General features: G+C 70.6%; 16 protein-coding genes. 9 read left to right on the forward strand and 7 right to left on the reverse strand.

Features of this window, described 5'->3' with window-relative positions; genetic code table 11:
- Positions 1–70 precede the first annotated feature (70 nt).
- The 3 genes from ABD093_RS04890 to sucB all read left to right on the forward strand — a co-directional run bounded on the left by ABD093_RS04890 (position 71) and on the right by sucB (position 4,956).
- Entirely contained in the window at positions 71–1,543 is a 1,473-nt protein-coding gene (locus ABD093_RS04890) for a leucyl aminopeptidase (RefSeq protein WP_343922807.1), read from the forward strand.
- A gap of 146 nt (positions 1,544–1,689) precedes the next feature.
- Positions 1,690–3,093: a dihydrolipoyl dehydrogenase gene (gene lpdA / locus ABD093_RS04895; protein ID WP_193117108.1), complete on the forward strand. Its 1,404-nt coding sequence runs from the start codon at positions 1,690–1,692 to the stop codon at positions 3,091–3,093.
- Positions 3,094–3,114: 21 nt separating this feature from the next.
- A complete protein-coding gene (gene sucB, locus ABD093_RS04900) occupies positions 3,115–4,956 on the forward strand; it encodes a 2-oxoglutarate dehydrogenase, E2 component, dihydrolipoamide succinyltransferase (RefSeq protein ID WP_343922809.1) in 1,842 nt (613 codons plus the stop codon).
- A 105-nt stretch (positions 4,957–5,061) separates the two neighbouring features.
- Here sucB and ABD093_RS04905 read toward each other — a convergent pair whose 3' ends face one another.
- Positions 5,062–6,462, reverse strand: a complete 1,401-nt coding sequence (locus ABD093_RS04905; RefSeq protein WP_343922811.1) for a hypothetical protein — start codon at positions 6,460–6,462, stop codon at positions 5,062–5,064.
- Positions 6,463–6,645: 183 nt separating this feature from the next.
- On the opposite strand from ABD093_RS04905, the gene lipB reads away from it, so the two are divergent.
- From lipB to ABD093_RS04920, 3 genes are all read left to right on the forward strand, one after another.
- On the forward strand, positions 6,646–7,344 hold the full coding sequence (lipB, locus tag ABD093_RS04910) for a lipoyl(octanoyl) transferase LipB (protein WP_343922813.1): 699 nt from the start codon (positions 6,646–6,648) through the stop codon (positions 7,342–7,344).
- A gap of 62 nt (positions 7,345–7,406) precedes the next feature.
- Positions 7,407–8,429, forward strand: coding sequence for a lipoyl synthase (gene lipA, locus ABD093_RS04915; protein WP_343922815.1), 1,023 nt, complete (start codon positions 7,407–7,409; stop codon positions 8,427–8,429).
- A 32-nt stretch (positions 8,430–8,461) separates the two neighbouring features.
- The gene (locus tag ABD093_RS04920) at positions 8,462–9,205 is read left to right on the forward strand and encodes a DUF4191 domain-containing protein (RefSeq protein ID WP_343922817.1); all 744 of its coding nucleotides are present in this window, start codon (positions 8,462–8,464) and stop codon (positions 9,203–9,205) included.
- Between the two features lie 286 nt (positions 9,206–9,491).
- Here ABD093_RS04920 and ABD093_RS04925 read toward each other — a convergent pair whose 3' ends face one another.
- On the reverse strand, positions 9,492–9,926 hold the full coding sequence (locus tag ABD093_RS04925; protein ID WP_193117103.1) for an RDD family protein: 435 nt from the start codon (positions 9,924–9,926) through the stop codon (positions 9,492–9,494).
- Positions 9,927–10,129: 203 nt separating this feature from the next.
- Here ABD093_RS04925 and glnA point away from each other — a divergent pair, with 203 nt between their 5' ends.
- Positions 10,130–11,560: a type I glutamate--ammonia ligase gene (glnA, locus tag ABD093_RS04930; RefSeq protein ID WP_193117102.1), complete on the forward strand. Its 1,431-nt coding sequence runs from the start codon at positions 10,130–10,132 to the stop codon at positions 11,558–11,560.
- 127 nt (positions 11,561–11,687) lie between these two features.
- Here the strand turns inward: glnA and ABD093_RS04935 are convergent, their stop codons facing one another.
- Genes ABD093_RS04935 through ABD093_RS04945 form a run of 3 tightly spaced genes read right to left on the reverse strand, consistent with a single transcriptional unit; the run spans position 11,688 to position 15,033 of the window.
- Entirely contained in the window at positions 11,688–13,349 is a 1,662-nt protein-coding gene (locus ABD093_RS04935; RefSeq protein WP_343922819.1) for an ABC transporter permease, read from the reverse strand.
- Complete coding sequence (locus tag ABD093_RS04940) at positions 13,346–14,365, reverse strand: ABC transporter ATP-binding protein (RefSeq protein WP_193117101.1); 1,020 nt, start codon at positions 14,363–14,365, stop codon at positions 13,346–13,348. Before ABD093_RS04940 ends, ABD093_RS04935 begins: the two co-directional genes overlap by 4 nt.
- On the reverse strand, positions 14,362–15,033 hold the full coding sequence (locus ABD093_RS04945; protein WP_193117100.1) for a TetR/AcrR family transcriptional regulator: 672 nt from the start codon (positions 15,031–15,033) through the stop codon (positions 14,362–14,364). Before ABD093_RS04945 ends, ABD093_RS04940 begins: the two co-directional genes overlap by 4 nt.
- Before the next feature lie 179 nt (positions 15,034–15,212).
- On the opposite strand from ABD093_RS04945, the gene ABD093_RS04950 reads away from it, so the two are divergent.
- Complete coding sequence (locus tag ABD093_RS04950) at positions 15,213–16,544, forward strand: sensor histidine kinase (RefSeq protein ID WP_343922823.1); 1,332 nt, start codon at positions 15,213–15,215, stop codon at positions 16,542–16,544.
- On the forward strand, positions 16,541–17,164 hold the full coding sequence (locus tag ABD093_RS04955) for a response regulator (protein WP_343922825.1): 624 nt from the start codon (positions 16,541–16,543) through the stop codon (positions 17,162–17,164). Before ABD093_RS04950 ends, ABD093_RS04955 begins: the two co-directional genes overlap by 4 nt.
- A gap of 77 nt (positions 17,165–17,241) precedes the next feature.
- On the opposite strand, the gene ABD093_RS04960 is transcribed toward ABD093_RS04955, so the two are convergent.
- Both ABD093_RS04960 and ABD093_RS04965 read right to left on the reverse strand, forming a co-directional pair.
- The gene (locus tag ABD093_RS04960) at positions 17,242–18,159 is read right to left on the reverse strand and encodes a hypothetical protein (protein WP_343922827.1); all 918 of its coding nucleotides are present in this window, start codon (positions 18,157–18,159) and stop codon (positions 17,242–17,244) included.
- A gap of 169 nt (positions 18,160–18,328) precedes the next feature.
- Complete coding sequence (locus tag ABD093_RS04965; protein WP_343922829.1) at positions 18,329–21,442, reverse strand: bifunctional [glutamine synthetase] adenylyltransferase/[glutamine synthetase]-adenylyl-L-tyrosine phosphorylase; 3,114 nt, start codon at positions 21,440–21,442, stop codon at positions 18,329–18,331.
- Position 21,443: the final 1 nt, after the last annotated feature.

The following is a 21,443-nucleotide window of genomic DNA, read 5'->3' on the forward strand; positions in this document are numbered from 1 at the left end:
CGTCGTCGACGATCCGACGTGGCTCCGTGGGGCGCGGACATCCGGTCCGGGCCGCCTCTACGATAGAACCATGCCCACCATTTCAGTGACCGATACATCCCTGCGCGACGTCGAGGCCGACGTCCTCATCCTGCCCCTCCTCCGCGGAGCGGGCGACGCCCCCTCGAGCGTGCCCGGCGCACCCGAGATCACCGAGGCCATCGCCGGTCTCGACCCCTCCGCCGCCCGCGGCGACGTGCACCGCATCCCGTCCTTCGGGCTGACCGGCGCCGGCTCCCTGCTGCTGGTCGGTCTCGGTGAGGAGGATCTCGCCGCGACCTCCGCCGAGGACCTCCGTCTCGCCTTCGGCGCGGCGACCCGAGCTCTGGCCGGCGTCGGCTCCGCCGCGATCGCCCTGCCCGGCGGCACCGCCGACCAGCTTGCCGCCGCCCTCGAGGGCGCAGCCCTGGGGGCCTACGCCTTCGTCGCACACAAGACCGCCACCGGTGGCCCGGCCCCCAAGGGCGCCCTCACGGCGGTCACCGCCCTGAGCTCCGAGGAGTCGGCAGCGGGCGCCGCCGAGCGCGCCACCGTGCTCTCCGAGATCGTCGATCTCACCCGCGACCTGGTCAACACCCCGCCGAACCTGCTCTACCCCGAGGAGTTCGCGCGCCGCACCCAGGAGCTCGTGGAGGGCCTGCCCCTCACCGTCACCGTGCTCGACGAGAAGCAGCTCGCCGACGGCGGCTACGGCGGCATCGTGGGTGTGGGCCAGGGGTCGACCCGTCCGCCGCGTCTGGTGCGCGTCGACTACGCCCCCCAGAGCGCCCGCAGCTCCGTCGCCCTGGTCGGCAAGGGCATCACCTTCGACACCGGCGGCATCTCGCTGAAGCCTGCCGCCGGCATGGACGACATGACCTCTGACATGACCGGCGCAGCCACCGTGCTCGGCGCGACCATCGGCGCCGCCAGGCTCGGCCTCGACGTCAAGGTCACCACCTATCTCGCGATCGCCGAGAACATGCCCGGTGGCGGTGCCCAGCGCCCCGGTGACGTGGTCACCATGCGTAACGGGAAGACGGTCGAGGTGCTCAACACCGACGCCGAGGGACGTATGGTCATGGCCGACGCCCTGGTCGACGCCGTGGCTGAGAAGCCGGATCTGGTGATGGACGTGGCGACGCTGACCGGCGCCGCCGTGGTGGCGCTGGGCAAGCGCACCGCCGCGGTGATGGGCACCGAGCTCGGACGCGACGTGGTCATGACGGCCTCCGGCACCACCGGAGAGCCCTTCTGGCCGCTGCCCTTCCCGGCGGAGCTGCGCGCTGATCTCACCGGCCGCGTCGCGGACCTCCGGAACATCGGGGACCGTCCCGGCGGAGCGCTCTCCGCGGGCGTCTTCCTGCAGGAGTTCGTGGGCGAGACCGAGTGGGCCCACCTGGACATCGCGGGCCCCGGCTTCGCCTCCGCCCCCCTGGGGTACATGGGCAAGGGTGCGACCGGTATGAGCGTGCGCACGGTCCTGCAGGTGCTCGAGGACCGCGCGGCGGCCTCCGGCGAGTGATCCTCGCCGCGCCACGGCATGGAACATCCCGTGGAGCGGGCCTGTCGGCGCCGCCTCGTGGCCTAGCATGGGACACGCAGGCGGCGCCGTCGGCCATCAGGGTCAGCGCGTGCTGCGGAGAAACGTACACACCGAGGAGCACACAGGTGGCTGACACATCCACTGACCAGTTCGACGTCGTGATCCTGGGCGGTGGCAGCGGCGGCTATGCGGCCGCGCTGCGCGGAGCCCAGCTCGGCCAGAAGATCGCCCTCGTGGAGAAGGACAAGCTCGGCGGCACCTGCCTGCACCGAGGCTGCGTCCCGACGAAGGCCATGCTGCACGTCGGCGAGCTCGCCGACGCCCCGTCCGAGGCCAAGGCCGTCGGCCTGGACCTCACCTTGAACTCCATCGATGCCGAGAAGGTCCTCGGCTTCAAGGACAAGATCGTCTCGCGCCTCTACAAGGGACTGCAGGGACTCGTGAAGTCCTCGAAGGTCGAGTACGTCGAGGGCTTCGGCCGCCTCAGCGGGCCGAAGACGGTCTCGGTCGAGACGGACGGCGGGACGCGCGAGCTCACCGCCAAGAACATCATCCTGGCCTCCGGGTCCTTCTCGAAGTCGATCCCCGGCATCGACCTGGGTGGTCGCTTCCTGGACTCCGAGACGGCTCTGCAGCTGCCCGAGGTCCCGAAGAACCCGATCATCCTGGGCGGCGGCGTCATCGGCGTCGAGTTCGCCTCGATCTGGAAGTCCCTCGGGGCGGAGTCGGTGACCATTGTCGAGGGCCTCCCCCACCTGGTCGCCAACGAGGACGAGTCGATCTCCAAGGCGCTCGAGCGCGCGTTCAAGAAGCGCGGCATCGCCTACTCGCTCGGTGTCTTCACCGAGAAGGCCGAGCAGAACGACAGCGGCGTGACGGTCACCCTCGCCGACGGCAAGGTCCTCGAGGGCGACTACCTGCTGGTCGCCGTCGGTCGCGGCCCGAACACCTCGGGCCTCGGCTACGAGGACCAGGGCATCGAGATGGATCGCGGTTTCGTGCTCGCGAACAAGGAGACCCTGGAGACCAACGTCCCCGGCATCTACGCCGTCGGCGACATCGTCCCCGGCCTGCAGCTGGCCCACCGCGGCTTCGCGCAGGGCATCTTCGCCGCCGAGCGCATCGCCGGCCAGAATCCCGCCCCGATCGTCGAGTCCGGCATCGAGCGCATCACCTACTGCGAGCCGGAGATCGGTTCCGTCGGCCTCAGCGAGAAGCAGGCCAAGGAGCAGTTCGGCGAGGAGGGCGTCGAGTCCTACGAGTACAACCTCGGCGGCAACGGCAAGTCGCAGATCCTCGGCACCACCGGCTTCATCAAGCTCATCCGCGAGAAGGACGGGCCCATCATCGGCGTGCACATGATCGGGGCCCGCACCTCCGAGCTCATGGGCGAGGCGCTGCTGATGGTGAACTGGGAGGCCTACCCCGAGGATGTCGCCTCGCTGATCCACGGCCACCCCTCGCAGCACGAGGCCATGGGCGAGGCCGCCCTCGCCCTCGCCGGCAAGCCGCTGCACGCACACGCCTGAGTCCCCCAGAGGAGAATCCCCATGTCTGAAACCGTGAAGATGCCGGCTCTCGGCGAGTCCGTCACCGAGGGCACCGTCACCCGCTGGCTCAAGGCCGTCGGCGACACCGTCGAGGTCGACGAGCCCCTACTCGAGGTCTCGACCGACAAGGTCGACACCGAGATCCCCTCGCCCGTCGCGGGCACGATCGAGAAGATCCTGGTCGAGGAGGACGAGGACGCCGAGGTCGGCGCCGATCTCGTCCTCATCGGCGATGGGTCCGGTTCCGAGGGGTCGTCCTCCGACGACTCCGGGGCCGACGCCGGAGAGTCCGAGGCCCAGCAGGACGAGCCCTCCGACAGCGGTGAGGACCTCGCCTCCGACGAGACCACCGCACCGTCCACCGACGAGGAAGCACCCGCCGGCGAGGACGAGAAGCCCGCCGATGCCGGCGCCGAGTCCGGGACCGCCGGGGGCGCGGCCTCCGGACAGGACGTCACGATGCCGGCTCTGGGCGAGTCCGTCACCGAGGGCACCGTCACCCGCTGGCTCAAGGCCGTCGGCGACACCGTCGAGGTCGACGAGCCCCTGCTCGAGGTCTCGACCGACAAGGTCGACACCGAGATCCCCTCGCCCGTCGCGGGCACCGTGCTCGAGATCCGCGTCCAGGAGGACGAGGATGCCGAGGTCGGTTCCGTGCTGGCCGTCGTCGGCGACTCCTCCGGGGCTTCCGCTCCGGCGGAGAAGCCCGCCGCCCCGGCCCCCGAGCCCGAGGAGAAGCCGGCCGAGGAGCCCACGTCCGAGGACAAGCCCGCTGAGAAGCCGGCGGAGAAGCCCGCAGCGAGCGAGAAGACCGTGGCTCCGAAGGCACCGGAGCAGACGTCCCAGGAGCCGTCCGCTCCCGCTGCTGCCCCGGCACCCAAGGCTGCCGACTCCGTCACCGGCGCCGAGGCATCCGGCTATGTGACCCCGCTGGTGCGGAAGATGGCCGCCGATGCCGGCGTCGACCTGTCCTCCGTCGCGGGCACCGGTCTGGGTGGCCGTATCCGCAAGCAGGACGTGCAGAAGGCGATCGATGCGCAGAAGGCCGCTGCGTCGGCCCCTGCTCCGGCTGCTGCCGGCGCCCCCGCCGTGGCAGCGGCACCTGCCAAGGTCGAGGTCTCCCCGCTGCGCGGCACCGAGGAGAAGATGAGCCGCATCCGCAAGGTCACGGCCAAGCGGATGATGGAGTCGCTGCACGGGCAGGCTCAGCTGACCACCGCGGTCGAGGTCGACATGACCCGTATCGCGAAGCTGCGCGCCTCGGCGAAGGAGCCCTTCGCCCAGCGAGAGGGTGCCAAGCTCACCTTCCTGCCGTTCATCATGCAGGCGGCCGTCGAGGCTCTGAAGACGTACCCGAAGGTCAACGCCTCGATCGATGAGGAGACCATCAAGTACGCGGCCTCCGAGAACATCGGCATGGCGGCGGACACCGAGCGCGGCCTCGTGGTCCCGGTCATCAAGAACGCCGGCGACTTGAACCTGGCAGGCCTGGCCCGCCAGATCGGTGACCTCGGCTCCCGGGCCAAGGGCAACAAGCTCACGCCGGACGATCTGCAGGGTGCGACCTTCACGATCACCAACACCGGGTCGGGCGGCGCCCTCTGGGATACGCCGATCGTGCCGAGCCCGCAGGTCGGCATCCTGGGCTGCGGCACCATCACCAAGCGCCCGGCGGTCGTGCAGAACGCCGAGGGCGATGACTCCATCGCGATCCGCTCGATGATGTACCTGTTCCTGTCCTACGACCACCGCCTGGTCGACGGCGGCGACGCGGCACGCTTCCTCACCTTCATGAAGAAGCGCCTCGAGGACGGGGCATTCGAGGCCGAGCTCGGCCTCTGATGCCCTGAGCGGTTTCCTCTGGACAGCCGCTCACCCCGCAGGAGCCCATCGACGAGGGCCCGGCACCGTTCACGGTGCCGGGCCCTCGTCCGGTGATCGGCGTGCTCATCCCGGGGTCGGCCTCGTGCTCTGCACCCTCCACCCCGTCCCGTCCCAACGGATCTCGAGCTCGATGCTCTCCTGCGCGGTGGCCGGGACCAGGCGCCAGGACCCGTCGGCCGCGACGAGCTCCGCCTCCTCGGAGGACGTCAGCACCCGCAGCAATGCCGTGCCCTCCGCCGTCGGCTCCTCCAGGACCTCCGCCTCGTGGATCACCGGGCCGCCTCCGTCGACGGTGTACCCCTCGTAGGCCGCTCGCACCGCGATGTCGGCCGTCAAGGCGTCGCTCCCCGGTGTCGCGATGGGCTGCGAGGACAGCCCCGTGACATAGGCGTGGCGGGCCCCGGCGAGCTCTGCGGCCAGCGCCCAGGCATCGTCGATCGGCGGAGCGGGAGCAGTCGCTCCGTCGGCCCCCGTGGCCCGATCGCTCGGCTGGTGGCCCGTGGACGGCATGACGAGCCAGGTGCCGGTCCCGAGCACCGACCCCGCGAGCAGCACCGCGGCTGCAGTCGTCAGCACCGTGCGGCGCGACCGCCGGGCGAGCAGCGGCTCCCGCAGCCGAGGCAGGAGCCGGCGGAGACGTCCACGTGTCGCCCGCGATCTGTCCGATGCACCCGATGGACTCGATGGACTCGATGGACCGGATGGGATCGATGGGTCCCCCGATGGGATCGAGAGGTCCGGAGGGCCCTGAGCGTGCGGCGCGAGGTGCTGTCCGGCACGGAGCACGGGTCTCACGGCAGCCGGCTCGGAATGCCCCACGTCTCTGGGCGCGGGGATCGCGCCGGGCGTGCCGCGCGGAGCAGTGTCAGCGAGCTCCGCTGCCGGCTCGGCCCCCTCAGGGGCGAGTCCCCCGTACAGCCCGGCGGGACCCGGCTCCTGGATCCGTCGCCGGAGCGTCCGTTCCGAGTCGGTGAGCACGGAATCCACCCACCGCCGATCCGCCCTGCAGGACGCGAGATCGTCATGGGGCATCAGACCCCGCAGATCGAGCACCACGACGGTGCCGTCCTCTCGCAGGCCCACCCCCTGCCCGTCCTCCGCCCCGAGCACCCATCCCCGCTGGTGCAGGGCATCGACCAGCGCATCGAGCTGATCCCGGGCCCGTCGGGTCCCTGCGCGCTCCGCCGTGGCAGGCGTGCCGATCTCCGCCGCACGGCGCCCGCCCCGCGGATCCAGGGACGGTGCGGTCTCCCGGACATAGCCGTCGTCCTCGATCGAGAGGATGCCGGGAACCGCGAGAGCCCCGGCGACCTCGAGCGCCGCCAGCAGCTGCATCTCCGCCCGCACCCGGATCCGGCCTCCGGCGGTGAGCCCCTGCACCTTCACCGGAGCCCCGGCCCCGTGCGGAGGAAGGACCGTCTCCACCACGTCCTCCTCCTCGCGCAGCCAGGAGGATGCGCTCACCGCTCCCTCGCCGGCCGCCCTCGCCGCGTGCCGCGGCCGCACCGGAGAGCCAGGCAGGGGTGACGGCCCCTGCGCGTACCGGGCTTCGTCGAAGTCGTCCATGGTCGCAGTGAACCCCATCGCACGCGGGCGCCCCCGTGGTCATCCACAACGCACTGGTGGGAGCCGGAGTAGCCTGAGCTCGTGCTCGATGTGATCCGACTCGGTTTCAGCGAATCCCTCCCTGGTGGCGACCGCCACGAGGAGTTCGGCCTGCCCGCGGGCCCGGTCGACTATCGCGCGGCGTGGGCGCTGCAGCGGAGCATCCACGCCGAGGTCGTGGCGGGGACACGTCCAGACACGCTGCTGCTGCTCGAGCACCTCCCTGTGTACACCGCCGGCAAGCTCACCGCGGAGCACGAGAGGCCGCGTGACGGCGCCGAGGTCGTGGACATCGATCGCGGAGGCAAGATCACCTGGCACGGCCCTCAGCAGCTCGTCGGCTATCCGATCGTGAAGCTCCCCATCCCGATCGATGTCGTCGGCTTCGTCCGGGATCTCGAACGGACCCTCATCGAGGTGTGCACCCGGCACGGCGTCGCAACCGTCCCGGTCGAGGGCCGCAGCGGGGTCTGGGTCGCGCCGGAGGGCGAGGAGGCACGCAAGGTGTGCGCCATCGGCATGCGGGTCTCCAAACGCTCCACGATGCACGGCTTCGCGCTGAACTGCGCCAACGACCTCTCCTGGGCGCGGAACGTGATCCCCTGCGGCATCGATGATGCCGGGGTGACGAGCCTCAGCCAGGAGGCGGGACGACGCATCGCCGTCGCCGATGTGGTCGACACCGCGGCGGAGGCGATGACCGAACTCGTGGCGCACCGCACCTCCGCACACGCCGTATGAGGCGCCCCGGGCCCGAGGCGCTCGATAGACTTCCCGAAACGTCGAATGTAGGAGGCATGAGGGTGACCATTGCTCCCGAAGGCCGGCGCATGCTGCGCGTCGAGGCACGGAACGCCGAAGTTCCCATCGAACGCAAGCCGGAATGGATCAAGACGCGCGCCGTGATGGGCCCGGAGTACACCGCGATGAAGAAGCGCGTGCACGGCCAGGGACTGCACACCGTCTGCGAGGAAGCAGGGTGCCCGAACATCTTCGAGTGCTGGGAGGACCGCGAGGCCACCTTCCTCATCGGCGGCGACACCTGCACGCGCCGCTGCGACTTCTGCAACATCGCCACCGGCAAGCCGATGGCCGTGGACCCCATGGAGCCCTTCAAGGTCGCCCAGAGCGTCAAGGAGATGGGCCTGCGCTACTCCACGATCACAGGCGTGGCCCGCGACGACCTGCCCGACGGTGCCGCCGGGCTGTTCGCACAGACCTGCCGCCAGATCCACACCATGAATCCCGGGACCGGCGTCGAGCTGCTCATCGACGACATCAAGGGCAACGGCGAGGCGCTCGAGCAGGTCTTCGAGGCTCAGCCGGAGGTGTTCGCTCACAACCTCGAGACCGTCCCGCGGATCTTCAAGCAGATCCGCCCCGCGTTCCGCTACGAGCGCTCGCTCGACGTGATCACGATGGGCAAGGACGCCGGGATGATCACCAAGTCCAACCTGATCCTGGGCATGGGCGAGACCACGCAGGAGATCCTCGAGTCCCTCCAGCGCCTCCATGACGTCGGCTGCGACATCATCACCATCACCCAGTACATGCGCCCGTCGAAGCTGCATCACCCCATCGATCGCTGGGTGAAGCCCGAGGAGTTCGTCGAGCTCTCGGAGGCCGCCGAGGAGATGGGCTTCCTCGCCGTCATGGCCGGACCGATGGTCCGTTCCTCGTACCGCGCCGGGAAGCTGTGGGCGCAGTCGATGAAGAAGCTGGGACGCGAGATCCCCGAGAACCTGCGCCACCTGGACCAGAACCAGCCCGCCCGTCAAGAAGCAGCGAGCGTCGTCGCACGCCGCAACCAGGCCGCCGCGAGCTGACGCTCGCGCGCCCCCGAGAGGATCCCCCACACATGATGGCCCGCAAGAGCGAGACCAAACCCGCCAAGGGTGAGAAGAAGGCCGACGGCACGAAGAAGCCCGGTCGCTTCAAGCAGATGATCGAGGTGTTCAAGTACACCCAGGAGGTGGACCGCACCACCTTGCCGTGGATGATCGGTGCGCTCCTCGCGGCCGTCGTCGTCGGCGTGCTCGTGAGCTGGCTCGTGCTGAACAGCCCCTGGTACGGCATCTTCATGGGCCTGGCCGTCGGCCTGCTCGTGGCCATGCTGATCCTGGCCCGCAAGGCCGAGCGTGCCGCGTTCAGCCGCATCAAGGGCCAGCCCGGCGCTGCGCTCGCGGCGATGCAGTCGATCCGCCGTGGCTGGGACGTGGCCGAAGAGCCCGTGCAGGTCGATCCCCGCAGTCAGAAGATGCTGTTCCGCGCCTCCGGGCGTGCCGGCATCGCCATCGTCGCCGAGGACTCCTCGTCGCTCTCGATGAAGCTGCTCGAGAAGGAGCGTCGCAACATCCGGCGCGTGCTCCAGCACGACAACGTCCCGGTCCATCAGATCGTGGTCGGCGACGGGGAGGGCGAGGTGGCGCTGCACAAGCTGCCCAGCTACATGACCCGCATGAAGAAGACCCTCACGAAGGACGAGTCGGCTCAGGTCAGCAAGCGCCTGGCGGCGCTGCACCGCTCGATCCGCCAGTCCGTCCCCAAGGGCGTGGACCCCTCACGTGCCCGCCCCAATCGCAAGGCGATGCGCGGCCGCTGAGCCCTCGCGCCGCTGCACGGACGCTGCTGCACGAAGCCCCCCGATCGGCCCCACGGCCGGCGGGGGGCTTCCTCGTGCGCGGGCTCGACGGCGACCGCTGCGCGGCAGCGGGATCGAGCGGCCGTTATCTTTCCGTTACCTTCGTAACCTTATCGTGACATTTGGTGTCGCCGCAGGTCAGAAAGCTATCTGACAGGGAACGTGCCCGTCCCTGCTCGGCGTGCCTGGGGCGCACCGAGCGTCCGGGTCCCCTCGGCGACGAGGCCTGGGCGGACGACTGGTGGAGTCAGATCCGGACCACGGCGGTGCCGGCGGCCAGGTCGTGCAGGGGCTGGGCGTCACGGGTCCACACGCAGGCCGGCAGCAGCAGGAGCATCGCGCCGGTGCGGGTCAGGGCGCGCAGCACCATCGGGGTGCGGCCCCGCACCGGGTGCACCCGGATCCGCATGACGAACTGGCCCGGGGTGCCCCCGAAAAGGCTCAGGAACAGCACGTTCACACTCACGAAGAGAAGGAGGTTGGCCAGGGCGTCGGCGTCGAACACCACGGCGGAGATCGCCATGGACAGGCCCCAGTCGATCAGCAGCGAGAGCGGGCGGCGCCAGAAGGGGGCGACGGATCCCGGCCCGTCGGCGGGCAGTCCGAGGGAGGAGCCCTTGACGTAGTCCGGGGTGCTCGGGGCACCCTCCATCCAGGAGCCGAGGTCCTTGCGATCGATCACGGGTCGACCCTAGTGCGCGCGGCTGGGAGATCCAGGTTTCCCCCGGAGCCGGGTGCCGCACGGCATAAGCTGGATGCACCGAGCCCCCGGCCCGGACTGCCCGGACTGCCCGGACTTCCCGGGCTCTGCGGAGCTCGGCCCGGTGATCACCCCACGGGGACAGTCAGCACAACACGCGCCCCCACGGTGCGGATGGAGGAAATGTGTTCAACAATCCCAGCGAGGTCGTCAAGTACATCGAAGAGGAGGGTGTCGAGTTCATCGACATCCGCTTCTGCGATCTGCCCGGCATCATGCAGCACTTCAACATCCCCGCGAGCACGTTCGACGAGGAGGCCATCGCAACCGGCCAGCTGTTCGACGGTTCGTCGATCCGTGGGTTCCAGGCGATCCACGAGTCCGACATGAAGCTCGTGCCGGACCTGGAGACCGCCTACCTGGATCCGTTCCGTGAGCGCAAGACGCTCATCGTCAACTTCTCGATCGTGGATCCCTTCACGGACGAACCGTACTCCCGCGATCCGCGCACCGTGGCGTCGAAGGCCGAGGAGTACCTGAAGTCGACGGGCATCGCGGATACCGCGCTGTTCGCGGCCGAGGCCGAGTTCTACATCTTCGATGACGTGCGCTTCAAGACCACCGTGAACTCCGGCTTCTACAGCATCGACTCCGACGAGGCCGTGTGGAACACGGACCGTGACGAGTCCGAGTACGGCGGCAACCAGGGCTACAAGACCCGACTGAAGGGCGGCTACTTCCCCGTTCCGCCGAACGACCAGATGGCGGATCTGCGCGATGAGATCTGCGCCGTGCTGGAGGAGACCGGCCTGCAGGTCGAGCGTGCCCACCACGAGGTCGGCACCGCGGGCCAGCAGGAGATCAACTACCGCTTCAACACGCTGCTCCAGGCCGCGGACGACGTCATGAAGTTCAAGTACGTGGTGAAGAACTGCGTGTGGGACGCCGGCAAGACGGCGACCTTCATGCCCAAGCCCCTGTTCGGTGACAACGGCTCGGGGATGCACACCCACCAGTCGCTGTGGAAGGACGGCGAGCCGCTGTTCTTCGACGAGCGCGGCTACGGCGGTCTCTCCGACATCGCCCGCTGGTACATCGGCGGCATCATCGAGCACTCCCCCTCGCTGACGGCGTTCACCAACCCCACAGTGAACTCCTTCAAGCGCCTGGTGCCCGGCTACGAGGCTCCGGTGAACATGGTCTACTCGGCCCGCAACCGCTCGGCAGCGATCCGCATCCCGGTCACCGGTGCATCCGCCAAGGCCAAGCGGGTGGAGTTCCGTGCGCCGGACCCGTCGGCCAACCCGTACCTGGCGTTCGCCGCGCAGCTGATGGCCGGCATCGACGGCATCCGCAACCGCATCGAGCCGCCCGAGCCGATCGACAAGGATCTGTACGAGCTGCCCCCCGAGGAGCACAAGCAGATCAAGCAGCTGCCCGAGTCTCTCGGCGCCGCGCTCGATGCCCTCGAGCGCGATCACGACTTCCTCACCGAGGGCGATGTGTTCCCCGAGGACCTCATCTCGACGTGGATCGAGCTCAAGCGCACCACGGAGATCGATCCGTTCCGCTACCGCCCGCACCCGCACGAGTTCGAGCTCTACTACGACATCTGAGCCACCGGGCTCCCTCGAGTCCCCTGGCCGATACGGCAGATCTGAGACCGCTGAGGTCCAGCTCTGACGAGGACGGGCCCCTGATCTGCCGTGCGGCGGATCCGGGGCCCGTCCTGTCGGCCCGGGCTCAGCCCGCCACGAGGTCGCGTCGGCGCAGGGCGATCAGGCCCACCGCTGCGAGCGCGAGCGCGAGGACGGCCATCACCACCAGCGGGACCACGTCGAGGTCGTCGTGGGGCACGAACGGCACGTGATGGAGCACCGACAGGTCGCGCGACCACTCCGGCAGCTGCAGCAGATCGCCGAGGAAGGTGTCCAGCGCGGCCCAGACGACGACGAGCCAGGCGAGGCCCGCCCATCGCGCCCGCAGTCCGTACAGGGCCAGGGTGATGGCTCCGACGAGTGCCTCGGCGGGCAGATAGACGAGGGCGGCGAGCAGGCACTCCCCGATCCACGCGAGGTCGCCGGTGGCCAGCCAGACCCCGATGCCCGTGCCGAGACCGAGCAGGACCTGCAGGGCGACGACCTCGAGCGCCACGACCAGCACCCATCGCGAGACGACGTCGACTCGCGAGGTCCCGGCCACCAGCAACCCGGCCAGCCTCCCCTCCTGCTCCTCGGCGCGCAGCCGGAGCACGCCGGCGACGATCAGGCCCACGGGCCCCAGAGCGAGCATCAGCAGGATGTAGGCCGTGAAAGAGCTGGTGAGGTCGTCGACATCGATCGGGGCGAACTCCCCGATCGTCGGGAGCTGGTCGACCATGTCCTCGAGGGAGGCCGCCAGGGACCCGAAGGCGATCGCGAAAAGGAACAGCCCGATCGCCCAGGTGAGCATCGTCGGAGTCACCAGGCGCCGTGCGAGTCCTCCCGGGGCTCGCAGCGCGCGGGAGGCACCGCTCGGTCCGGCTGCGGCCGCGCGCAGCCCCGCACCGACGTCACGACGCCGGGAGAGCGCGGCGGCGAGCACGAGGAGCACGATCAGCGCGGCTCCGGAGACGGCGAGCGGCCACCACCGCAGGTCCACGAGGACCCGGGTCTGCTGGGCCCAGGCCAGCGGGGAGAGCCATGACAGCCACGACCCCTCCGCGTCGAGCACGTCCCCGACCCCGCGCAGTAGGAAGGCGACGGCGAGGGCGCCGAGGGAGAGCCCGGAGGCGGTCCCGGCGTGCTCGGTGAGCTGCGCGGCGACCCCTGCCAGCCCGGCGAACACCAGCCCGGTCAGCACGGTGGCGAGGCCGAGTGCGAGGGCGTCGACGGCAGGCGCCCCGGTGATCAGCACACCGATGCTCACGCCGGCCCCGAGGGCGAGGTTCGCGATCACCACGATCGCCAGGGCTGCCGCCGCGGGGGCGAGGCGACCCATCGGCAGCGACCGCAGCAGCTCCAACCGCCCCGACTCCTCCTCCAGGCGGGTGTGCCGCATCGTCATCAGGATGCTCATGATCGCTCCGGCGAGGAGGATGTAGAGGAAGAGCTCGTTGGCGACCGCCGCCCACAGCGTGTAGTGGTCCCGGGCGAACGCCGGTCCGGTCATCAGCACGGCCGACGGATTCCCGAGCAGGGCGGCCCGGGCATCGAGCGCCTGCTGGTCGGGGTACGCCTCCTTGAGGGCCACGACCGAGGCAGGGACGGTGGCCAGCATGACCAGCCCCCAGAGGATGATCTGGCGCCTGGACAGGCGCCAGAACAGGCGCACGAGGGTCCCCAGACCGGTCAGCGCAGTGGCGGGTCCGACCTCGAGCAGGTGGCTGTGGCGCATGCTGGTCGCACGGTCCGCAGCAGTCCTCATGTCCTCGCCTCCCCGGAGGTGGTCTCCGCGCTGCCTGCTGGTCCAGCCGCGCCCGCACCGAGGTCGTCGCCGTAGTGGCGCAGGAAGAGGTCCTCGAGGGACGGCGGGGTGATGGTGAGGCCCCGTGCATCCATCGCGGTCAGGATCGGCAGCACCTCGTGGACCGCCGACTCGTCGACGTCGCACCGGATCCGCCCGCCGTCGGCGACGAGGTCGTGCACGCCGGGCGTTCGCGAGAGCGCCCCGGGATCGGCATGCGTGGTCGCAGCGACCGTGGAGCGGGTCAGATGGCGCAGCTGGGCCAGCGTCCCGCTCTCCACGTCGCGACCGGCGCGGATGATGGTGACCGTGTCACAGAGCTTCTCCACCTCGGCGAGGATGTGGCTGGACAGGAGCACCGTGCGACCCTCGCTCCGCAGGCGGTCGACCTCATCGGTGAAGATCGCTTCCATCAGGGGGTCGAGCCCGGACGTGGGCTCGTCCATGACGTAGAGGTCCACATCCCGCGAGAGCGCCGCGATGAGGGAGATCTTCTGGCGGTTTCCCTTGGAATAGGTGCGGCAGCGTTTCGTGGGATCCAGCTCGAAGCGTTCGATGAGCTCCTGGCGGCGTCGACGATGCGTCGTCGACCGTTCGGAGGAGGTGAGCACGTCGATCGCCTCTCCCCCGGTGAGGTTCGGCCAGAGACTGGTGTCCCCGGGAACATAGGCGAGCCGCCGATGGATCTGCACAGCATGGGACCACGGGTCCATGCCCAGCACCCGGACGGATCCGGAGCTCGCCCGGAGCAGGCCCAGCAGGACACGGATCGTGGTCGACTTGCCCGCCCCGTTGGGTCCGAGGAATCCGGTGACCTGCCCGGTGGGGACGGTGAGCGAGAGCCCCTCCAGGGCGTGGGTCGCCCCGAAGGTCTTGCCGAGGTCGCGGATCTCGACCGCCGCGTCGATCGCGCCCGACGCGCCGGCGGTCGTGGCCGTCGTGGCTGTCCTGGCTGTCGGGCGGCGTCCGGCGCTCATGAGGTCTCTCCTGCTGGTGGTCGGATGGTCTGCGGTGCTGGGTCGTCGCCCTGCGTAGCGGCCAGGTAGGCGTCGAGCATCGATCGATCGGCCAGCAACGGGATGCTGTAGAGCTCGAGGATCGGGCCGATGATCCGAGCGGAGTACTGCTCGAACCAGGCGGGCAGCTCCTCGAGGTCGAGCTGGTCGCGCTGGGCGGGGAGCTGGAGGAGCAGGGCACCCAGGGCCATCTCGGTGAGCACCTGCGCTCGCGCCTGTGGATCGCGACTGGGGGTGATCGTCCCCGCCCGCTCCCCGTCGGCGAAGTACTCGACGGCGTCGGCGGCGAAGTCGCCGACCAGCTCCACGGCGAGGGGCCCGCCGGCCTGAAGACGCCGCAGCACGTATCCGACGACGGGGGCGTACCGCGTGGTCTGCGCGAGCTGGGCGAACAGCTCCGCGGATCCTCCGGCGAAGAGGCTCGACTTCTCCCGACGGGTGACCTCGAGGGCACGCCGGTCGCAGGCCTCGAGCAGGGCGCCACGGGAGCCGTAATGGTGGATGATCAGGCCTGCACTGACCTCGGCGTCCTCGGCGACGCGTCGCAGCGAGGCGGACAGCCCGTCGACCGCGAAGCGTCGCAGCGCCGCGCTCAGGATCCTCTCGTCGGAGGGAGGTGGATGATCCATGGTGCTCCTCAGGGTGTGCCGGCGGAGGACGGGTGAGGGGACGCGGTACGAGAGGCGAGACGGGAGCTGTGCGTGACGGAGCCCGGACTGCCGACCGCTGAACGACTGTTCAACACGCTATACGTGTGTTCAACACCTGGCAAGAGGAATCCTGGCCCTGCCCCGGATAGGGTCGCGGTATGACCGAGCACGAGGCGATCGACCAGACTCCTGAGGTGTCGCACGCCGATCTCGCCCCGACGCCCTTCGCCGCCTCCCTGCGCTGGGCCGTCCATGCCCTCGTCTACCTCCTGGTCATGCTGGTCACGGGCCTCGCCCTGGCCCCGCCAACCACCGCCCGCAGCTGGCTCATGGTCGCCCTGCTCGTCGTGTTCACCGCCGTCTACTCCATCGGCGCCCGGCGCACCCTGCGCCATCGGGCCGGCCCCGACGGGTCCTGGAGCGCTCTGGCATATCTCGCGCCGAGCATCGCCGTCTGGGCCTGCACCTTCGCCCTAGGCCCGGAGACGGTGTGGGTGGCCTTCGGCCTGGACTTCGCCGTGCTCTACGCCCTGCCGTTCGTCGGCGGTCTGATCGTCCTCGTGCTCGTCACGGCCGTGGGCGTGCTCGGGTACACCGCGTGGTCCTCCGATCCGATGCCGGGCGAGGTGGCCGGCCCCGTGATCGGGGCGCTGGTCGCCCTCGCCGTGGTGGTCACGGTCCGTGCCCTCCAGCGGGAGGTCGACCGGCGCACCCGCCTGGCCCGCCAGCTCGCCACCGCCCGGGACACCATCGCCGAGCAGACCCGCGCGGCGACCACGGCCGCGGAACGGGACCGGATCGCCCGCGAGCTGCATGACACGGTCGCGCAGTCGAACCTCTCGATCCATCTGCTGCTGGACGCCGCCGATGTCGCCCTGGACCGCCAGGACACGCAGGAGGCCCGCGGGCTCGTGCAGGAGGCCCGGGCCGCCGCGGCCCGCACCGGCATGCAGACCCGCCGCTTCGTCGATGCCGCCGATCCTGAGGTCCCCTCGGGCGCCGCCCTGCGCGACGAGCTGCAGCGCCTCGTGGCCGATGCCGGGCGGGTGGGCCGCACGCAGATCACGCTGCGGGACGAGATCACGGACGGCGAGCTCGAGGCCCTGCCCCGCAGCACCGCCCGTGCCGTGCTGCGCCTGGTCGAGTCCTTGCTGGCCAACACGGTCCAGCACGCCGAGGCCTCGCGCACCATGGTGACCCTCGAGGTCCACGGCGATGAGGTGATGCTGGACGTGGTCGACGACGGCCGAGGCTTCATCCCCGAACAGGTGGCGGGCTTCGGGCTCCGCTCCGCCCGTGCCCGCGCCGCCTCTGCCGGAGGCACCCTGCTCATCGAATCCGCTCCGGGCAGCGGCACCGCCGTGCAGGTGGTCATGCCGCTCCCCCACCCTGCGGCCGCACCCGATGACTCCGTGCCCGACCACCCCGCGCCCGACGACTCCGTCGACCTCGACCGCCCGACCATCCCTGCTCCTGAGGAGTCCGCATGATCAGAGTTCTCCTGGCCGATGACCATGCGATCGTCCGTCGCGGACTGATCGCCGTGCTCAGCGCGGAGGACGGCCTCGACGTGGTCGGCGAGGCCGCGACGCCGCAGGAAGCCGTGCTGCTGGCACGCTCCACGGCCCCGGACGTGGTGCTGCTGGACCTCCAGTTCGGGGTCGGCCAGGAGCGCGGCACGGACGTCATCCCGGCCCTGCGCCAGGCAGCCTCCCCGCCAACCGTGCTGGTGCTGACCACCTACGACAACGACCAGGACGTCACCGCCGCGATGGATGCCGGAGCCGGCGGCTACCTGCTCAAGGACTCCCCCGCCGAGGAGCTGGTCGCCGCCGTGCGCCGCGCGGCCGACGGGGCAGGGACGGTCGATCCACGGATCTCGCAGCGGCTGCGGGAGCGGCACCTGGACACCTCGCTCAGCGCCCGGGAGCTCGAGGTGCTCACCTTGGTCGCAGCCGGCCGCACCAACGCCCAGATCGCGAGCGACCTGTTCCTCTCCCAGGCCACCGTCAAGACGCACCTGGTGCATGTCTTCGACAAGCTGGGCGTCACCCGGCGCACCGAGGCGGTCGCCCGTGCCCGGGCCACCGGCATGCTGCGGCCAGAGTGACGACGACGTCCTGAACGTGCGTGAACCCGCCTGAGCCGGCGGGGCAACCGGCCTGGCGGGTCAGCCAGCCCGGCAGGTCAGCCCAGCCCGTCCATCCCACCCTTGGCCCGCAGCAGCGACAGCAGCAGATCCTTGGGCCCCGAGCTCGGCTCGAGCGCGCACTCGTCGGGTTCGAACGACCAGGCGCTGCGCAGGGAGCGGAACACCTCGAACTCGGCGTCCCCGGTGCGCAGGGGGACGGCCCGGTATCCGCCGGCCTCCGGCAGGTGGATGATGAACGCGCCCGTGAGCTCCGGCATCTCGCGCAGCGTGCCGTCGTCGTCCAGGAGCTCCTCGGCGCGGCACACGGCCACGCCCTGCAGCGCGTAGTCGCCGCGCACCTTCTTGGAGGTCTTGATATCGGCGCTGAGCAGCGTGTTGCCGATCCGCACGATCGCATCGGTGGTGCCGGCGTAGCCCACGGTGTGGTTCACGACCGTCTGCTCGATCTCGACGAACTCGGGCTGGTAGTCCTCCAGGAACCGACCGTAGCCGTCCAGGCGGATGCCGGCCCGTGCGATGAGCGCCTGCGGATCCTTCTCCGTCACGAACGCCCCTTGCGTCGTGCGCATGGAGTCGGCGAGCTCACCGATCTCGGCGTCGGACGGCCGGGAGCCGCTGGTGCCCCACAGCTCGCAGGCGGCGTGGACGAGCGTACCGAAATCGGCGGTGGTGCGGGTGTACTCCGGGGCGGCCGCGGCGATGCGCTTCTGGGTGCCCCAGGTGTCCCGCGAGACCCGGGAGATCTCGGCGGCGGCACGATCGGGGTTCCGGTCCAGCCAGGAGTACATCTCCAGCGCGCGCTTCGAGGCCATGGTGGCGTACCAGCCCTGCAGGAAGTCCTTCGCCCGCATCCCCGCGACATTCGTGATCGAGGGGTACAGCAGCGGCCCGTCGGGCTCGAGTCGGTACATGCGGCCGCGCGGAGTGTCGGCGCTGAGCTTCGGGGTGGTCATAGCTCCTCAGGAGGGTGCGACGGAGTGCGATGGCGTGCGGAGGCCGCACAGGGTGCAGGGACAGCGACCACGGTACGACGTGCCGGAGTCGCGGCGGGGGCGCTGGGGACGGACGCGCCGCGCACCGCGCCCACGTCACCTCGCCAGAAGATGTTCGGTCTCGTCGACCTCACTCCTCGGTGCCGAAGATGAGGCGCTCGGCGATGATCCGGGCCCGCCTCGTGCGGCGCAGGTACCGCTCCTCAAGGTCCGACGCGGTGCAGTCGTCGCCGTCGATCAGCCAGGCCAGGGCGCGCAGCTCGTTGCGGTCCGACGGGAGCACGTCCCCCTCCCGGCCCTTCCACAGGAACAGGCAGCGACGCACCTGCCAGGCCAGGTCCCAGGCCTTCGTGAGCTCCCGCGCCTCGCGTCCGGTGATGAGCTCCGCCTCGGCGGCGGCCTCGAGCTGATCCATCGTCGACGTGGTGCGCAGGCCCTCGATCTCGTGCCCGTGGTCCAGGGCCAGGATCTGCGCGCTCCACTCGACGTCGGTCATCCCTCCGCGGCCCAGCTTCACGTGCCGGGACGGCTCGGCGTTGCGGGGCAGCCGCTCCGATTCCACGCGAGCCTTCATCCGGGTGATCTCGCGCCGCGCGCTCGCGTCCAGGCCGCCCGACGGGTAGCGGTGCCGATCCATCTCCTCCCGCAGCCCGGCGGCGACCGCCTCGGAGGCCACCACCGGACGGGCGCGCAGCAGGGCCTGCTTCTCCCAGGTCTGGGCGTCCCGTCGGTAGTAGGTCGTCCACGCCTCGATGCTGCGGGCCAGCGGGCCCATCTTGCCCTCGGGGCGCAGATCGGCGCTGACCTTCATGTCCGCGCCGGCGGCCGGGGCATTGAGGATCCGCTGGGTCTGGGTGGCGACGGCGATCGCGATCTCCCCCGTCGCCCCACCGGCCCCGCGGTCGAGCGCCAGGAACTGGACGTCCGCATCGGAGGAGTAACCCATCTCCCGGGCCCCGAAGCTGCCCATCGCGAGGATCGCCATCTCCACACCGAGCGCGCGCGCCGGATCGGAACGCCGCTCACGCAGCCGCTTCGCGGTGCCGACGTCGACCACGTCCACCTCGTCCAGGGTCTCCGTGTCCTCGTCGACCACCTCCCGCTCCAGGGCGACGACGTGGAAGGCCACGAGCAGCCCCGCCTCGAGCACAGCCTCGGCGAGATCGGTGAGCGCCCGGGCGACCTCGCGCGGGGTCGCCACCCCGGTCAGATGCGCCAGGGCGATGCGCAGCAGTTCACGGCGCCGGGTGCGACGCAGCACGTCCTGGGCCACCTCGACGGAGTCCACGCGCGAGATGACGGCGAGGAACTCACGCCCCAGCACGTCGCGGGGCAGCGGCCTGAGGTGCTCGTCGCGGGCCAGCCAGCGCACGGCACCGGGGATCTTCTCGAGCTGCTCGCCGACGAAGCGGCTGGCGGAGAGCACCCGGGTGAGCCGTTTGGCGGCGAGCCCGGAGTCCCTCAGCAGGCCCAGATACCAGTGCTCCGAGCCGATCTCGTCGGAGATGCGACGGAAGGCGAGCAGGCCCATGTCGGGGTCGATCCCGTCGGCGAACCATTCGAGCATGGCCGGCAGGAGCTGGCGCTGGATCTTCGCGCGCCGGGAGATGCCCCCGGTCAGCGCGGAGATATGGCTGAGGGCGCGGGCGCCGTCGCGATAGCCGATCGCGGCGAGACGAGCCTTCGCCGACTCCGGCGTCAGCGCGATCTGTCCGTCGCTGAGCTGGGAGGAGGTCACCAGCAGCGGCCGGTAGAAGATCTCCTCGTGCAGCTGCCTCACGCGGCGCCGGGTGCGGCTGTACTGCCTGTCGAACTCGTCCCGGCTCAGTCCCATGGTGCGGGCGAGGCGGCGCAGGTCCGCCCCGGAGGTGGGCAGCACCTGGGTGCGACGCAGGCGATGCAGCTGCAGGCGATGCTCCACGCAGCGCAGGAAGCGATAGGCGTCGTCCATCTCCACCACGTGGCCGCGGGAGATGTACCCGCCCTCCCCGAGCCGCGCGAGGGCCTCGAGGGTGGATCGGCTCTGGAGCCGGTCGTCGGTGCGGCCATGGACCATCTGCAGCAGCTGCACGGTGAACTCGACGTCGCGCAGCCCGCCGGGGCCGAGCTTGATGTTGCGGTCCACCTCACCGCGCGGGATGTGCGCGACGACGCGGCGACGCATGGCACGGGTGTCCTCGACGAAGCTGTCACGGGTGGAGGCCTGCCAGATCCAGGGCTCGACGAGCTCCTCGAAACGGGCGCCGAGCTCCGCGTCACCTGCGGCGGCGCGGGCCTTGAGCAGGGCCTGGAACTCCCAGGACTTCGCCCACTGCTCGTAGTAGTGCGCGTAGGAATCGATGGTGCGCACCAGCGGGCCGTCCTTGCCCTCCGGGCGCAGGTTCGCGTCGACCTGCCACAGGGACCCCTCGGAGGTGCGATCCGAGCAGGCCCGCGCCAGCTCGCGGGCCAGGGCTGATCCGATGACGACGAGCTCCTCCTCGTCCGCCGGCTCCCCCGGGGCCACGTCCTGGGCCGGGGCGACCACGTGCATGACGTCGACATCGGAGATGAAGTTGAGCTCGCGGGCGCCCGTCTTGCCCATCGCCATCACGGCCCAGCGCACCTTCTCGTGCCCGTCGACCGCCGCCCGGGCGATCGCCGCGGCCGCGTCCAGGGCGGCGTCGGCGAGATCGCTGATCGCCGCGGAGACCTGGGGCTGCAGCGCCGTCGGCGAGGGGGCCATGACATCCGCGGCGGCGATCTGCACCAGGCGCTCGTGGTACGCGATGCGCAGCGCATCGCGCATCTCCCGCGCGCCCGCCCCCGCCACCGGGAGTTCGGCCGACGGATCGGCGTCGACGGCCGCCAGCAGCATCTCGCGGACCCTCGCCGCCGGCAGCGTCAGCTGATCATCGCCCTCCCGCAGCGACTCGAGCCGCTCGGGATGGCGTGCGAGGAAGTCACCGAGCGCGACCGAAGTGCCCAGCAGACGGATCAGCCGTTCCCCATGGCTGCCGGGCGTGCCGACGGAGGCGAGGAAGTCGTCCATCAGCGCCGACTGCCCGCTCTCGTGGGCGGATTCCGCCAGGCGCAGCAGGCCGAGCACGGCATCGTCGCCGTCGGCCGTCGCCCCGAGGCGGGCGGGCCCACGGGAGCCCAGTGCGGCGAGCACGGGCTCGGCGAGGAAACGGTGGACACGGTCGGTGCTGCTGAATCCCAGCCGAGCGAGGGCGCCGGTCGTCGTGGGTGGTTCGATCGTCATA

The sequence above is a fragment of the Brachybacterium tyrofermentans genome (genome assembly GCF_039526165.1).
In the GTDB taxonomy this organism is placed as follows: Bacteria; Actinomycetota; Actinomycetes; order Actinomycetales; family Dermabacteraceae; genus Brachybacterium; species Brachybacterium tyrofermentans.

Coding starts and splice junctions, on each gene's coding strand:
- ABD093_RS04890 (WP_343922807.1), top strand. CDS start 71: ATGCCCACCATTTCAGTGACCGATACATCCCTGCGCGACGTCGAGGCC.
- sucB (WP_343922809.1), top strand. CDS start 3,115: ATGTCTGAAACCGTGAAGATGCCGGCTCTCGGCGAGTCCGTCACCGAG.
- ABD093_RS04920 (WP_343922817.1), top strand. CDS start 8,462: ATGATGGCCCGCAAGAGCGAGACCAAACCCGCCAAGGGTGAGAAGAAG.
- ABD093_RS04935 (WP_343922819.1), bottom strand. CDS start 13,349: ATGAGGACTGCTGCGGACCGTGCGACCAGCATGCGCCACAGCCACCTG.
- ABD093_RS04940 (WP_193117101.1), bottom strand. CDS start 14,365: ATGAGCGCCGGACGCCGCCCGACAGCCAGGACAGCCACGACGGCCACG.
- ABD093_RS04945 (WP_193117100.1), bottom strand. CDS start 15,033: ATGGATCATCCACCTCCCTCCGACGAGAGGATCCTGAGCGCGGCGCTG.
- ABD093_RS04950 (WP_343922823.1), top strand. CDS start 15,213: ATGACCGAGCACGAGGCGATCGACCAGACTCCTGAGGTGTCGCACGCC.
- ABD093_RS04955 (WP_343922825.1), top strand. CDS start 16,541: ATGATCAGAGTTCTCCTGGCCGATGACCATGCGATCGTCCGTCGCGGA.
- ABD093_RS04960 (WP_343922827.1), bottom strand. CDS start 18,159: ATGACCACCCCGAAGCTCAGCGCCGACACTCCGCGCGGCCGCATGTAC.
- ABD093_RS04965 (WP_343922829.1), bottom strand. CDS start 21,442: ATGACGATCGAACCACCCACGACGACCGGCGCCCTCGCTCGGCTGGGA.